14 protein-coding genes are annotated in these 14959 nt (G+C 64.5%); 13 read left to right on the top strand and 1 reads right to left on the bottom strand.

The annotated features are described in order from the left end of the window. The first annotated feature begins 56 nt into the window (after positions 1-56). From J2805_RS05970 to J2805_RS05910, 13 genes are all read left to right on the top strand, one after another. A complete protein-coding gene (locus J2805_RS05970) occupies positions 57-260 on the top strand; it encodes a ubiquitin-like protein Pup (RefSeq protein ID WP_104174275.1) in 204 nt (67 codons plus the stop codon). Positions 261-345: 85 nt separating this feature from the next. After that, a complete protein-coding gene (gene prcB, locus J2805_RS05965) occupies positions 346-1173 on the top strand; it encodes a proteasome subunit beta (protein WP_309970711.1) in 828 nt (275 codons plus the stop codon). 1 nt (position 1174) lies between these two features. Continuing rightward, positions 1175-1882, top strand: a complete 708-nt coding sequence (gene prcA, locus J2805_RS05960) for a proteasome subunit alpha (protein WP_309970708.1) — start codon at positions 1175-1177, stop codon at positions 1880-1882. Position 1883: 1 nt separating this feature from the next. After that, positions 1884-3248, top strand: coding sequence for a Pup--protein ligase (pafA, locus tag J2805_RS05955; protein WP_309970705.1), 1365 nt, complete (start codon positions 1884-1886; stop codon positions 3246-3248). A gap of 112 nt (positions 3249-3360) precedes the next feature. After that, complete coding sequence (locus J2805_RS05950) at positions 3361-4290, top strand: FKBP-type peptidyl-prolyl cis-trans isomerase (RefSeq protein WP_309970702.1); 930 nt, start codon at positions 3361-3363, stop codon at positions 4288-4290. A gap of 30 nt (positions 4291-4320) precedes the next feature. Further along, the gene (locus tag J2805_RS05945) at positions 4321-4716 is read left to right on the top strand and encodes an FKBP-type peptidyl-prolyl cis-trans isomerase (RefSeq protein WP_028269209.1); all 396 of its coding nucleotides are present in this window, start codon (positions 4321-4323) and stop codon (positions 4714-4716) included. 122 nt (positions 4717-4838) lie between these two features. Further along, positions 4839-6854: a helix-turn-helix transcriptional regulator gene (locus J2805_RS05940; RefSeq protein WP_309970697.1), complete on the top strand. Its 2016-nt coding sequence runs from the start codon at positions 4839-4841 to the stop codon at positions 6852-6854. 10 nt (positions 6855-6864) lie between these two features. Continuing rightward, positions 6865-7227, top strand: a complete 363-nt coding sequence (locus J2805_RS05935; protein WP_309970694.1) for a hypothetical protein — start codon at positions 6865-6867, stop codon at positions 7225-7227. 32 nt (positions 7228-7259) lie between these two features. Next, complete coding sequence (gene tatA / locus J2805_RS05930; RefSeq protein WP_309970690.1) at positions 7260-7556, top strand: Sec-independent protein translocase subunit TatA; 297 nt, start codon at positions 7260-7262, stop codon at positions 7554-7556. Positions 7557-7604: 48 nt separating this feature from the next. Continuing rightward, positions 7605-8399: a twin-arginine translocase subunit TatC gene (gene tatC, locus J2805_RS05925; protein ID WP_309974825.1), complete on the top strand. Its 795-nt coding sequence runs from the start codon at positions 7605-7607 to the stop codon at positions 8397-8399. 24 nt (positions 8400-8423) lie between these two features. Then, positions 8424-11321: a DEAD/DEAH box helicase gene (locus J2805_RS05920; protein WP_309970687.1), complete on the top strand. Its 2898-nt coding sequence runs from the start codon at positions 8424-8426 to the stop codon at positions 11319-11321. A 95-nt stretch (positions 11322-11416) separates the two neighbouring features. After that, on the top strand, positions 11417-13087 hold the full coding sequence (locus tag J2805_RS05915) for an amidohydrolase (protein WP_309970684.1): 1671 nt from the start codon (positions 11417-11419) through the stop codon (positions 13085-13087). 424 nt (positions 13088-13511) lie between these two features. Continuing rightward, positions 13512-14252 carry a polyprenol monophosphomannose synthase gene (locus tag J2805_RS05910; RefSeq protein ID WP_309970681.1) on the top strand — a complete coding sequence of 247 codons (741 nt, stop codon included), beginning with the start codon at positions 13512-13514 and terminating at the stop codon, positions 14250-14252. 218 nt (positions 14253-14470) lie between these two features. On the opposite strand, the gene J2805_RS05905 is transcribed toward J2805_RS05910, so the two are convergent. Further along, on the bottom strand, positions 14471-14818 hold the full coding sequence (locus J2805_RS05905) for an RNA polymerase-binding protein RbpA (RefSeq protein ID WP_011692034.1): 348 nt from the start codon (positions 14816-14818) through the stop codon (positions 14471-14473). Positions 14819-14959 lie beyond the last annotated feature (141 nt).

Here is a 14959-nt window from a genome sequence, read left to right as displayed (position 1 = left end):
CAATATGGGCTTACAGGATGTCCCCTCTCACCGGGGACGGATAGAAGGAGAAGGAAATGGCAGGCCAGGAGCAGCAGCAGCCGCAGTCGCGGGAAAGCGAAATCGAAGACGACGCCCCCGCAACGCCACCCGCAGCCGGAGACGCCCAGGCGTCGGCAGCCACCCAAGGCGTGGACGATCTCCTCGATGAAATCGACGGGGTCCTCGAATCCAACGCCGAAGAATTCGTCCGGGCCTTCGTGCAAAAGGGCGGCCAGTAGGATTCACGCTGCCAGCGCCTGATTGGAGGACGGCAGCCCGGACGGTCGAAGAGACGTTGACCCACCACGTTGAAGGAGTGCATCAGTGCAGGACACAACAGCCAACCAGGTAGCTGCCAACGCCACGTCATCATTCACTGAACACCTCCAACGAAACAGGCCCGGCTTACTCCCATACAATCAGCCGTTCCCGGCGACCCCCGCCGGTGCCGGCGCACAGCCGTTGCAGGTGCCGCATGCCACCACCATCGTCTCGCTGACTTACGGCGGGGGAGTACTGATGGCCGGGGACCGCCGCGCCACGATGGGCAACATCATCGCGAGCAGGCACATCGAAAAGGTCTTTCCCGCGGACCGGTATTCGGTCCTGGGAATAGCGGGCACCGCAGGCATCGCCATCGACCTCACGCGGCTGTTCCAGGTGGAGCTGGAACACTACGAAAAGATCGAGGGAACGCTGCTGAGCCTCGAAGGCAAGGCCAACAGGCTCGGCGCGATGATCCGCGGAAACCTGCCCATGGCCATGCAGGGCCTCGCCGTTGTTCCGCTGTTCGCCGGGTTCGACCTGCCTGCGGGGATCGGCCGCCTGTTTTCCTACGACGTCACCGGCGGACGGTACGAGGAGCAGGAACACCATGCGGTGGGTTCGGGTTCCATGTTCGCCCGCGGGGCCCTCAAGAAGCTCTGGCGGCCGGGACTTACCGAGGAAGAGGCGGTGGCCGTAGCCGTCGAAGCGCTCTACGACGCGGCGGATGACGACTCGGCAACCGGCGGACCGGACCCCATCCGGCAGCTGTGGCCGGTTGTCTACACTGTGGGCCGGACCGGCGCCAGGCGCATCCCCGAACATGATCTGGCTGCTGTAGCGGAGACCATCATCGAGGCCAGAACCTCGGCCCGGCGGGAGGCCTGATATGACTCAACAGTTTTATGTGTCGCCCGAACAGCTGATGAAGGACCGTGCGGATTTCGCACGGAAGGGAATAGCCCGGGGCCGCTCCGTGGTGGTGGTCAGCTGCGAGGAGGGGATCGCCCTCGTTGCGGAGAATCCGTCGCCGTCATTGCACAAGATCGGCGAAATCTACGACAAGATCGCGTTCGCCGCCGTCGGCAAGTACAACGAATTCGAAAGCCTGCGCCAGGCGGGAGTGCGGTACGCGGACGTCCGCGGATACTCCTACGACCGGGAAGACGTCACCGCCAGGGGACTGGCGAGTGTCTACGCGCAGAGCCTCGGTGCAGTGTTTACCGCCGAGCAGAAACCGTTTGAGGTGGAACTTGCGGTGGTGGAAGTGGGCGGCAGCCCGGCCGACGACCACCTGTACAGGCTGACGTTCGACGGTTCGATCGCTGACGAAAAGGGCTTCATTGTGATGGGCGGTCAGGCGGACAAAGTGGCCGAGACCGTGGACGGCGGGTGGCAGCGCGAACTGAACTTCGCCGGTGCAATCAGGCTCGCCATGAAAGGACTTGTCACTGACAAGGAAACGGGCGAATTGCCCGCGTCGGCCCTTGAAGTGGCAGTCCTGGACCGCAATTCGGAAGGCACCCGGGGATCCCGGCGGGCATTCCGACGCCTTGGCGACGACGAAATCGCCGCCCTGCTGTCTGAGGAGAACTGAAATGGACAAGCGCATTTTCGGCATCGAAACCGAATTCGGCATCTCTTACTCGAGCCCGGACTCCCGTCCGCTGGCCCCTGAGGAGGTGGCACGCTACCTGTTCCGGAAGGTGGTCAGCTGGGGACGCTCATCGAATGTGTTCCTGACCAACGGCTCCCGGCTGTACCTCGATGTGGGCTCCCATCCCGAGTACGCCACCGCCGAATGCGATGACCTGGCACAGCTGATCGCCCACGACCGCGCAGGCGAGCTGATCCTGGACGACCTCGTGGACGAGGCACAGGAAAGGCTGGCCGCCGAGGGGTTCAACGGCACGGTGTACCTCTTCAAGAACAACACGGACTCCGCGGGCAATTCCTACGGCAGCCACGAAAACTACCTCATTCCCCGCCGCGGCGAGTTCTCCCGGCTCGCGGAAATCCTGATTCCGTTCCTGGTGACCCGCCAGCTCATCGCCGGAGCAGGAAAGATCCTCAAGACCCCTCACGGCGCGACGTTCGCGTTCTCCCAGCGCGCGGACCACATCTGGGAGGGTGTCTCTTCGGCCACCACCAGGTCCCGTCCCATCATCAACACCCGGGACGAGCCGCACGCCGACGCGGAGTTCTACCGCCGTCTCCACGTGATCGTGGGCGACTCCAATATGTCCGAAACCACTGCCCTGATGAAGGTCGGCACCGTGGACCTGATCCTTCGGATGATCGAGGCCGGGGTGATCATGCGGGACATGCGGATGGAGAATCCCATCCGCAGCATCCGGGAGATCTCCCATGACCTCAGCGGCAGGGCACTCATCCGCCTAGCCAACGGCCGCCAGCTGACGGCACTGGAGATCCAGCGTGAGTACCTGAACAAGGTCACCACTTTTGTTGCCGAGCACGGCGCGCACAATCAGCACGTGCCGCTCATCCTGGACCTGTGGGAACGGACGCTCACCGCCATCGAGAGCGGCGACACCAGCACAATCGACACCGAGATCGACTGGGCCATCAAGAAGAAGCTGATGGACAGCTACCGGAACCGGCACGGACTCGGCCTGGATGCGCCGCGGATTGCCCAGCTGGACCTCACCTACCACGACATTTCCCGGACCCGCGGGCTCTACTACCTGCTGCAGTCCAGGGGAGCTGTGCGCCGCGTGGTGGACGACACCGCCGTCAAGGATGCCGTGGACGCGCCGCCGCAGACAACCCGGGCAAAACTCCGCGGGGACTTCGTCCGGCGTGCCCAGGAACTGGGCCGTGACTACACGGTGGACTGGGTGCATCTGAAGCTGAACGACCGCGCCCACCAGACGATCCTGTGCAAGGATCCGTTCCGGAACGTGGACGAGCGCGTTGATGCCCTCCTGGACTCTATGGGCTGATACCCAGCTTCAGGGGCTATTCTGGATGGGGCCGTTTACGCGGCCACAGACTGCGTTGCCGCGCACACCGCTGTCGGCAACGCATCCATCTTGCCCCGACGAAAGTTCTTACGTGCGCCGACTACTAGCAATTCTCATTCCCGGACTGCTGCTGCTCACCGCCTGCGGCGGGTCGCCTGCAGCCCCGGAGCCCACCAGCCAGTCTGCTGGCGAGACCGCCAAGCTCGACTCCCTGAAGCTAACGGACAACGGAGACAAGAAGGCACCCGGAGTCGAATTCGACAAGCCCCTTGACGTGAAGGAACCCACCGTCAAAGTGGTCACCGAGGGCGACGGAGACCGCCTCAAGGCGAACCAGATCGCCGACATCTCGATCCTTGCCGTCAGCGGCAAGGACGGCACCACGCTGGAAGACACCTACGCGAAGGACCCCGAGCCCCTTGAGCTGAATGATGCGCTCAAGTCCGGCAACGCCGTGATCTACAACGCCTTCGTGGGCGCCAAGATCGGCTCGCAGCTTGCCCTCGCAGTTCCGGGCCAGGCCGCCCAGGAAGGCGCCGAGGCCGGCCCCACGCAGCTTCTGGTCGTCAAGATCCTGGCTGCCAAGGACGCCCCGAAGGTCCTCGACAAGCCTGAAGGCGAAACGGTCACACCGCCCGCCGGGCTTCCGACCGTGAAGGAAAACGATAAGGGAATCCCCGAGATCTCGGTCGAAGGCGTCAAGGCGCCGACAGCCCTCGTCTCCCAGGACCTGATCAAGGGCACCGGCCCGGCCGTCAAGGAAACTGACACCCTGACCGTCAACTACGTCGGAGTCACCCTCAACGGCGGCACTAAGTTTGACTCCAGCTTCGACCGCGGCGAAAAGGCCAGCTTCCCGTTGACCGGCGTCATCAAGGGCTGGACGCAGGGCCTGGCGGGTAAGACCGTCGGTTCGCGTGTCCTCCTGGTCATCCCGAAGGACCTTGCCTACGGTGACGCAGGCCAGGGCGAGGCCAAGGGCGATCTGGTGTTCGTCGTCGACATCCTCGGCGTCAAGTAAGCCATCCCAATCCAAGAAAAAGGAGCAAACATGTCATTTGGACAGCGCAATTTCGACCGCCAGAAGCCGGAAATTGACTTCCCGGAGGGGGACGTCCCCACCGAGCTGGTCATCACCGATCTCATCGAGGGTGACGGTGCCGAGGCCAAGCCCGGCGACACCGTCTCCACCCACTACGTCGGAGTCGCCTGGTCCACCGGCGAGGAGTTCGACGCCTCGTGGGGCCGCGGAGCTCCCCTGGACTTTCGCGTAGGCGTGGGCCAGGTCATCCAGGGCTGGGACCAGGGCCTGCTGGGCATGAAGGTCGGCGGCCGCCGCCGCCTGGAAATCCCCTCGGAACTCGCGTACGGATCCCGCGGTGCCGGCGGAGCGATCGGCCCCAATGAAGCACTGATCTTCGTAGTGGACCTCGTCGGAGTCCGCTAAGCGGAGAATGCCCGGCACCCGCCGGACGAACCGTCGGGAGCGCGGTAACAATCGGAAGGTAATTTTCCTTTGTTGCCGCGCTTTCGGCGTTAAGCCCCAGCGGCTTTAGTAACGTAGCCAAGGTGTCCGCCTCACGTACAGAACGCCTCCTGAACCTGCTCATCGCCTTGCTCAACACCCGCTACGGGCTGCGGCGCAGTGAACTGCGCCAAAAGGTCTACCACGACACCAGCAGCAGTGAGGCAACCTTCGGCCGCATGTTCGAGCGGGACAAAAGCGACCTCCGCCAGTTCGGTTTCGAAGTCGAGACGGTCATGGACCACGGCTGGAGTTCAGACGATCCGGCCACCACGCGCTACCGGATCGGCAAGGAGTCCAACCGGCTCCCGGACGTCAGCCTTACCTCCGCCGAGTGCACTGTCCTGATCCTGGCCGCGCAACTGTGGGAGCAGGCTGCCCTGGGGTCGGCGGCGCAGGACGCCATGCGCAAGCTGCAGGCCGCCGGCGGGCTCACTGAAGCTGAACTCCCGGCGGGAGTCCAGCCGCGGATCAAGCCGGCCGGGCAGGCCTTTGAGGACCTGATCTCGGCGATGCACGCCCAGCATCCCGTGAGCTTCGCGTACCTGGCCGGCAGCACAGGCCGTGAAGAAGTCCGGACCGTTGAACCATGGGGCCTGGGCAGCCGCTTTGGCCAGTGGTACCTGGTGGGCTTTGACCGCGGCCGTGCCGCGAAGCGCTTCTTCCGGCTCTCCCGCTTCACCTCTGCCGTGACCGTCCTCGACAAGGACAGCTACGCACGCCAAGCCGGCTTCAACGTCCGCAGCGAACTGGATTCGCTTCCCGAGCTGGCGGTTCAGTCCGCACTGGTAGACGTGGCAGCAGGCAAGCTGCTGGGGCTGCGCAAGCGCGCCGCCGAAGCGGCCGAAGTCCGGCCCGCGGGCAACCCTTCACCCGCAAACCCCGAAAGCACGCCCGACGACGGTTGGGACCGGCTCCGCGTTCCGTTCCGCGACGCTGAGGTGCTGGGCGAAGAACTCGCGTCCTACGGTCCCAACGTTGTGGTCGCTGCGCCGGCGGAACTGGCTGCCGCAGTCCGGAGAAGGCTGCAGGCGGCCGCGGATTTCGCCGCCTCACCGGCTCCCGCCATCGCTTTTCCGGTCACCGCTCCGGCGAAGCGTACGCGCAAACGAACGTCCGAGGACCAGCTCAAGAGGATGCTTCAGCTCGTCCCGTTCCTGGTCCACAACCAGGGCCTGCATATCAGCGAGGTCGCCGCGAGCTTCGGCGTGACGCGAAAAGAGCTGGAAGACGATCTGCGGATCCTGATTTGTTCCGGCCTGCCCGAGGGATACCCGGATGACCTCCTGGACATCCAGTGGGAGGACGACCACGTCTTCATCACCCAGGACCTGGACATGAACCGGCCGGTCCGCTTTACGGTGGATGAGGCCTGCGCCCTGCTGACGGGGCTGGAGACCCTCAACGGACTCCCGGAGCTCGCCGAGGGGAGTGCGCTGGAGTCCGTCACCGTGAAGCTGATGGCTGCTGCGGGGGAGGAGGGACTGAAGGCGGGCTCCATCGCCGGCCCAGAGGTGGGGCCGGCGAATTCAGCGCACCTGGCGACCATCCGGCAAGCCATTGCGGACGGCCGGCAGCTGCACCTCACCTACTTTTCAGCTCAGCGGGACTCCATGTCCGAGCGGGACGTCGATCCGCTGCGGCTCTATTCCCTGGACAACACCTGGTACTTCGAGGCATATTGCCACAGTGCCAAAGGTCTGCGGAACTTCCGGCTGGACCGCATCGAGGGACTGGAACCGAGCGGACGGAAGGTGACCGAGGCGGTGAGGCCGGCCGAGGGTTTCCCCGTCAAACTGTTCACTCCGAACGACGACGACACCTTGGTAACGGTGCAACTGGCACCGCACGGCACCGGCCTGGCCGACGACTACTACGCCGAACGGACGTCACCGCTTCCGGACGGCGGGCTCATTGCCGAGATCCGGTTCGGCAACACAAGCTGGCTGCCGATGTTTGTGGCCCAGCATGGCGGCGCCGTCCGTATCCTGGAGCCCGCGGACCTGGCCGTCGCCGCGCAGGAATGGATCGACGCAGCACTGTCCCGTTACGGCGGTTAGACTTCTCAGCATGCCTTGGTGGTCCTGGATCCTGATTTGGATAGCGCTCATAGCCGTTTCCCTGCTCTTTTACGTGCTGTTGGGGATCAGGCTTTTCCGGCAGTTCATGGCAACTATGAAGGACCTGGGCGCTGCCGGTGAGCGGTTCGGGGCGCCCCTGGCCGATATCACCGACCCGGCCCGGCAGCCGGGGACCGTCCCGGACGGGCAGCGGGCGGTGCCGGGGTCGGCAGTTTTTGCCTCGCCGATGCAGATGCGACATGATTACCAGACGTCCAAATCCTCCCGCAGGGAAAAGCGCCGCCGGCGGCGCGTTCAGCGCAAAGCGGACCGTGGCCAGCCCCAGGCGCTGCGCGACATCGAATTCAGTTAGACGTAGGATGTATTTCGAGGAAAGGACTTCCAGTGGGACGACTCTTTGATGGCCCTTGGCCCATCGTCATTATTATCATCGTGGCTCTGCTGCTTTTTGCCGCGCCCAAACTTCCTGCCATGGCCCGTAGCCTCGGCCAGTCAATGCGGATCATCAAATCCGAGGTCAAGGAAATGAAGAACGACGGCAAGCCCGAGGCCAAGGACGGCACGGACCCTGTCGAAGGCAAGATCGTCAACCACCCGCAGTCCCGGCCGCAGAACGGTGACTCAGGCAGCGGCACGGGCAGCTCAGACGGTACCGACGTTCCGCCGTCGAACCGCGTTTAACCTGAAGTGGCACTGACGAAGGGCCGTAAATCCAACCCTGAGGGTCGGATGGCCCTGATGGACCATCTTAAGGAGCTCAAGAACCGGCTCATTAAGTCAGCAATTGGCCTTGTCATCGGCGGGATCGGGGGCTGGATTCTCTATGACCCCGTGTTGAGCGCCCTCAAGGAGCCTGTTGACCGGATCGCTGCGCACACCGGCGGAACGTCTTCAGTTAACTTCTCGAGCATCGCATCGCCGTTCGATTTCAAACTGCAGCTGTCCCTGCTGATCGGCGCCGTCATCTCGAGCCCCATCTGGATCTACCAGCTGTGGGCCTTCATTACCCCTGGCCTCACCAAGAAGGAAAGGCACTACACGCTCGGTTACATGGCCGCAGCCGTGCCGCTGTTCCTTGCCGGCGTGTGGGTCGGGTGGATGGTGACGCCGCAGGTTGTGCGGGCGCTGACCCAGTTCACACCCGCAGGGTTCTCCAACCTCATCGATGCCCGTGACTACGTCGATTTCGTCACCCGCATGGTCCTGTTCCTTGGCCTCGCCTTCCTGGTTCCCGTGGTTCTGGTGGGGGTCAACATGGCAGGCATCATCAGGGGTGAGACCATCCTGAAAGCATGGCGCATCACGGTCTTTCTGGTCTTCGTGCTTGCCGCCGTTGCTGCGCCGGGCGCTGACGCCCTGTCGATGTTCCTGCTCGCAGGCCCGCTGCTTGCACTCTTTTTCGCCGCCATCGGACTGTGTATCTTCAATGACCGGCGCCGGGACCGAAAGGCTGCGAAAATCGCCGCCGAAACCGATGCGACCGCCGACGTCGCAACGCCCGGCTCCGAACTGGGGAAACTGTAGTCCCAAGCCGACTAGGCTGGAAGTATGTCCTCCACAACCGGGCCACAGTCGCCGTCCGAACTCTATCGGGCCAGTGCCGAACGGACCGCAGAAGCAAACACGTACCTTGGCGCATTCGTCCGGACGCTGGATTTCGAACTTGACGATTTCCAGCGCCGGGCCTGCCTTTCCCTGCAGCAGGGAAGGGGAGTCCTGGTCGCGGCACCCACCGGAGCCGGCAAGACCATCGTGGGGGAGTTCGCCATTTACCTGGCCCTTCAGCGCGGCCTCAAAGCCTTCTACACCACCCCGATCAAGGCACTGAGCAACCAGAAGTACTCGGAGCTGGCAGACAAGTACGGCCCCGAAAACGTCGGGCTCCTCACGGGAGACACCAGCATTAATGGCGATGCCCCGGTGGTAGTGATGACAACCGAAGTCCTGCGGAACATGCTCTACGCGGACTCGGACACCCTGGACGACCTTGGCTTCGTGGTCATGGATGAAGTCCACTACCTCGCCGACCGTTTCCGCGGCGCGGTCTGGGAAGAGGTGATCATCCACCTGCCCAGCGAAGTCCAGGTGGCGTCGCTGAGCGCTACGGTTTCCAACGCCGAGGAGTTCGGCGCGTGGCTGGACACGGTCCGGGGCCACACCGACGTCATCGTTTCCGAGCACCGTCCGGTACCGCTCTGGCAGCACGTCATGGTGGGACGCGAAATCGTCGACCTCTTCGCCGGCGAAACGACCTTCGATGAAATCGCCCCGGCAGGGGAATCAAATCCCGCCGCGACGGCGGAAACCGCCAACGTTGCCCTGGAACGCGGTTTCGAGGTAAACCCCGACCTCCTGGCGATGGCGCGAACCGAAAGCCAAATGAATTCACGGGCACGCTTCGGCCATGGCGGCCGCAGCCAGCGCCGCCAACAGGGCCAGCGGGGCGGGGACAGCCGAGGCTCCCAGGGAGGCCAGCAGAGCCCCGTCCGCAAAGCCAGCCGCCCGCAGGTCATCGCCAGCCTGGACAGGCAGGACCTACTGCCTTCCATTACATTCATCTTCTCCCGCGCCGGCTGTGACGCAGCAGTGGCACAGTGCGTCTCGGCAGGATTGTGGCTGACCACCGAGCGGGAACAGCAGGTTATCGCCCGCCGCGTCGACGAAGCCGCCCAGGACATCCCGTCGGATGATCTTGACGTACTCGGCTTCTGGAGCTGGCGGGACGGCCTCCTGCGCGGCCTGGCCGCCCACCACGCCGGGATGCTTCCCACGTTCAAGGAAGTCGTGGAAAAACTCTTTGTCGAGGGCCTGGTCAAAGCGGTGTTCGCCACCGAGACCCTGGCACTGGGCGTCAACATGCCGGCCCGTTCGGTGGTGCTCGAAAAGCTGGACAAGTTCAACGGTGAAGCTCACGTCGGCATCACCGCCGGAGAATACACGCAGCTCACGGGCCGCGCCGGCCGCCGCGGCATCGACGTGGAGGGCCACGCAGTAGTGCTGTGGCAGCCCGGGACCGACCCGACAGCCGTTGCAGGCCTGGCCTCGCGCCGGACCTACCCGTTGAACTCGAGTTTCCGTCCCACGTACAACATGAGCATCAACCTGCTGGCGCAGTTCGGCAGGCCCCGCGCCCGGGAAATCCTCGAATCCTCCTTCGCCCAGTTCCAGGCCGACCGCTCCGTGGTGGGCATTGCCCGGCAGGTCCGGAGCAGGGAGGAGTCCCTGGCCGGCTTCCAGAAATCGATGACGTGCCACCTGGGCGACTTCACCGAATACTCACGGCTGCGGCGGGAACTCTCGGACGCGGAAAACGCCGCCTCGCGAAGCACATCGCGGGCCCGGAAGTCCATCACCGAGGACTCTTTGAGCCGGCTGCTGCCCGGGGACGTAGTGGACGTGCCCACGGGCAGGGCGCCCGGCTTCGCCGTCGTGCTTGGCTCCGACCATAATTCCCGCGAGCCGCGGCCTGCCGTGCTGACGCTCGACAACCAGCTGCGAAGGATTGGCCTCCAGGACCTCGAAGGGCCCATCACCCCGATCACCCGGGTCCGGATACCCAAGTCATTCAATGCGAAGGTGCCCAAGTCGCGCAAGGACCTGGCGTCCTCGGTCCGGAACGCGATCCGGGACAACCGTCCCCCGTCGCCGGCCAGCAACCGGAACACGGATTTCGGACGGTCCGCGGCCTTGCCTGACTTGGAAAAGAAGATCACCGAACTCCGGCTGGCGCTGCGGTCGCATCCCTGCCACGGCTGCAGTGAACGTGAGGATCACGCTCGCTGGTCCGAGCGCTGGTGGAAACTGCGCCGGGAAACGGATGGACTGGTCCGCGAAATCCAAGGACGAACCAACACGATCGCCAAGACTTTCGACCGGGTCTGCGATCTCCTCTCCAGCTACGGCTACCTGGAAACCTCAGAGTCGGGAAAAGTGACCATCAACGCTGATGGTCAGAAGCTGCGCAGGATTTACGGCGAAAAGGACCTCCTCATTTCCCAGTCCCTGCGGCAGGGCGCGTTCAGCGACCTGGACGCCACGGAAGTCGCCGCACTCGCGAGCGTGCTGGTGTACCAGGCCAAGCGGGAGGAACGCGGGCTGCGGCCCAGGATGCCCAGTGTCTCGCTTGAGACGGCCGTCGACATTGTCGTCCGGGAGTGGTCAGTCCTGGAGGACGCCGAGGAAGAGAACAAGCTGCCGCTGACCGGGGAGCCGGAACTCGGCTTGGTCTGGCCGATTTTCAAGTGGGCCAAGGGCCGGCACCTCCAGGAAGTCCTCAGCGGGACGGACCTGGCAGCCGGCGACTTTGTCCGATGGGTCAAACAGGTCATCGACCTCCTGGACCAGCTGGCCAAGATCCCCGGCCTGGATCCCCGGCTTTCGCGGCTGTGCTCGGAGGCCATCATCCTGGTACGCCGCGGCGTGGTTGCGTACTCCACAGTGGTGTGACCGTACGCCGGTTGTACCGGCACAACGCAGCATGGCAGAACACAACACAGCATGACATCCATATCCTTCAAGGCTGCTTAGGAGCACCCCACAACATGACTGACGCACGGGCGGACCTACCGGCCGGAGAACGCAAAGTGACGCTGTACCGCAACGGTTCGGTCTATACCGCTGCCGACCCCTTTGCCACCGCCATGCTGGTGGACGGGGACACCGTGGCCTGGGTGGGTTCGGAGCAGGCGGCTACGTCCATCGCTGATGCCTCCATGGACGTCATCGACCTGCACGGTGCCCTGCTGGCGCCCGGCTTTGTTGATTCGCATGTCCACCTGACCGAAACGGGCATTGCGTTGGACTCGCTGCAGCTCGGCGGCGTCCGTTCGGCGGCAGGAATCCTGGACGCCGTTGCCTCCTCCTCTGCCGGGTCGGCCCCCGACGCCACCGTCCTGGGGCATGGCTGGGATGAGAGCAGCTGGGATGACCAGGCCCTGCCCAGCCGTGACGAACTGGAACGTGCGGCGGGCGGCCGGCGGGTACTCCTTTCACGGGTGGACGCCCACTCCGCTTTGGTCTCCTCCTCCCTGGCTGAAGCAGCCGCCCTTCAGGGCTTGGACGGATTCTCCGCCGGGAGCCAGGTCAAACGCCACGCGCACACATCAGCACGGCTTGCCGCGAGGCAGCTCCCGGACAGCGTGCTGCGGACCTACCAGGGCCGCGCCCTGGCTGAAGCCGCCGCCAACGGGTACGTGGCCGTGGCGGAAATGGCGGCACCGCATATCGGCAGCACCGCCGACCTGCGGATCGCAGCAGGCTGGAACAGCCAGGACGCTCCAGGGAGGCCCGTGCCTGAGGTCCTTCCGTACTGGGGCCAGCTCGCCGGGTCTGCTGAAGATGCACGGAGCATCCTCGATGGCCTGGGAGTCAGCGTGCGCGGCCTTGCCGGCGACCTGAACATCGACGGCTCCGTAGGCTCCCGTACTGCTGCCCTGAGGGACGATTACAGCGACGCCCAGGGGGACCGGGGCAGCCTCTACCTGTCCGTTGACGAGGCAGCTGCCCACTTGGCGGCGTGCTCGCTGCTGGGCATCCAGGCCGGGTTCCACGTCATCGGCGACGCCGGACTCGATGCCGCGCTGGACGCGCTGGACCGGGCAGCCGCGGAAGTGGGGGAGCAGCGGGTCAGGGCAGCAGGCCACCGGTTCGAACACGTTGAAATGGCCGATGCCGACGCAATCGGACGGCTGGCCAAGTACTCCGTAACGGTCAGTGTCCAGCCTGGATTCGACGCAGCCTGGGGCGGGCCCGGACGTCTCTACCAGGAGCGGCTGGGGCACCGGGAGCGGGCGATGAACCCTTTCGCGTCCTTTTACGCCGCGGGTGTCCCCATCTGCTTTGGCAGCGACAGCCCCGTGACACCGCTGAGCCCCTGGGCCAGCGTGCGTGCCTGCCTCGAACACAGCAACCCGGATCAGCGGATCTCGGCGCGTGCCGCGTTCCTGGGGCACACAAGGGCCGGCTGGCGGGCAGCCAAGTACAGCAACCCGATGGCAGGCCAGCTGGTGCCGGGGGCGCCTGCCAGCTTTGCGGTCTGGGAGGTGGAGGAACTCATGGTGCAGGTTGCGGACGGACGCGTGCAGTCCTGGAGTACGGATCCCAGAGCGCGGACACCCCTGCTGCCGGCGATGGACACCGGAAGCGATCCTGTGTGCCTGCAGACCGTCCTCGATGGCCGGGAGTTGTTCACAAACGGTTCACTCCGGTCATAGACCGGAAAAGCCACCGGCGCGCCGTATGCTCCTGACCTGCGGCTATGGCTAAAACCGCACGTCAAGCGCGGGTTGACACTGTTGGGGCTGTCCGTAGCATTGAGTGGCAACGGGCGGAATCCACTTTAACAAGGACTCCGTCTGGTCACGTCACCCCTCCAGCGGGATGCTTAGCCCGGCCCTGCTGGCGGGCCGGGCCGTGGCAGTCCCAGGGGCAGGTCCACTTCGCAGCAGAAAACAGTTCCGCCGGTGCACATCGCAGCCGACTGAAACTGGCCCGAGGCGCGTGGACCTGCCCGCGGCTTGCCCCGTGACACGCCCGGCAGGCCCAAACTCCCTATAATGGTGACTTGCGCCTTAAAGCCGACACTTCTGCTCAGCTTCCTGGCGCGCTGACCGCTCCCATCAAGGAAAGGGCCTCGCTGTGCGTGTCCTCACCATCATCCCCACCTACAACGAGCTCGAATCGTTGCCCAAGACACTCGCGCGCCTGCGCGCAGCCGTCCCGGCTTCCGATGTGCTGGTGGTGGACGACAACAGCCCGGACGGCACCGGACAGCTGGTGGACGGGATCGCCGCGCAGGACAGCCAGGTCCATGTGCTGCACCGTGAAGGCAAGGCCGGACTGGGAGCCGCCTACATCGCCGGTTTCAAATGGGGCCTGGAAGCCGGGTACGACGTTCTGGTGGAAATGGATGCCGACGGTTCACACAAGCCCGAGCAGCTGCAGCAGCTCCTGGACGCCGTGGAGGAAGGCGCAGACCTCGCCATGGGGTCCCGCTGGGTTCCCGGCGGGAGCGTGGTCAACTGGCCGCTATACAGGCAGGCCATCTCACGAATCGGCAGCACCTACGCCCGAATCATGCTCGGCGTCAGGATCAAGGATGTCACGGGCGGCTACCGCGCCTTCCGTCGTACCACCCTCGAGAAGATCAACCTCGACCAGGTGGACTCCGTGGGCTACGGGTTCCAGGTGGACCTCGCCTGGCGGGTGGCGAAAATGGGCCTGAAGATTGTGGAACGCCCCATCACATTCGTGGAGCGCGAACTGGGAGCCTCCAAAATGAGCGGCAACATCGTCGTGGAAGCCATGATCAATGTGACCAAGTGGGGACTCGCTGCCCGCTGGAAGAAGCTCACGGGCCGGGCCTCAGCCGCGTCCTAGACGATATGCGCGTCCTAGACGATATGACTGTGCCGGTCCAGCACAGTCATATCTCTTGGACCGGCGCCCGCGTACCCTCCCTGCCGACAGTGAAGGCAGCCGGACATAGCAAAAGGGCCGGGTCCGTAACCTCTTTTCGAGGTACGGGCCCGGCCCTTTGTGCTGTCAGACCGGCATGTGGCCGTCAGACGGTCACATATGCCGCCGGCGTCTCCGGTCTAAGCCGAACGCCGTTCGCCGCGCCGCTCGCGCAGGATGGTCAGACGGTCTTCGAGGATCTGCTCAAGCTCCGGCAGTGAGCGGCGTTCCAGGAGCATGTCCCAGTGCGTGCGCACTGCTTTCTCGTTGCTGTTGATGGGGCGTTCGCCGTCAACCAGCAAGGCTTCCTTGCCGGTCTTCGAAACCCAAACAGGGGGAATCTCGGCTTCGGAGGAGAAGGTAACGAAGACCTGCTCGCCGTCCTCGCAACGGTACTCAACCCGCTGGCGTGGAGCCGGCTCAACGCCGGATTCGGTCTCCATGCTCTGTGCGCCAAGACGCATGCCCCGGAGGCTGCGATCGCTCATGATTTCTCCCTTTGGTCGGTTCGCGGAGTCAGGCTCCGCGCTAGCCGGGGCAGCTCACGCCACGGACTACTGTTTGCACTGCACTGCATCAATAGATGCAACGCTCTGCCAAGCCTTTATGTTCCAACCGGTCTGAACCAG

It is taken from the genome of Arthrobacter oryzae, assembly GCF_031454875.1.
Taxonomy (GTDB): Bacteria; Actinomycetota; Actinomycetes; order Actinomycetales; family Micrococcaceae; genus Arthrobacter; species Arthrobacter oryzae_D.
This window is presented reverse-complemented; position numbering and strand designations above follow the sequence as displayed.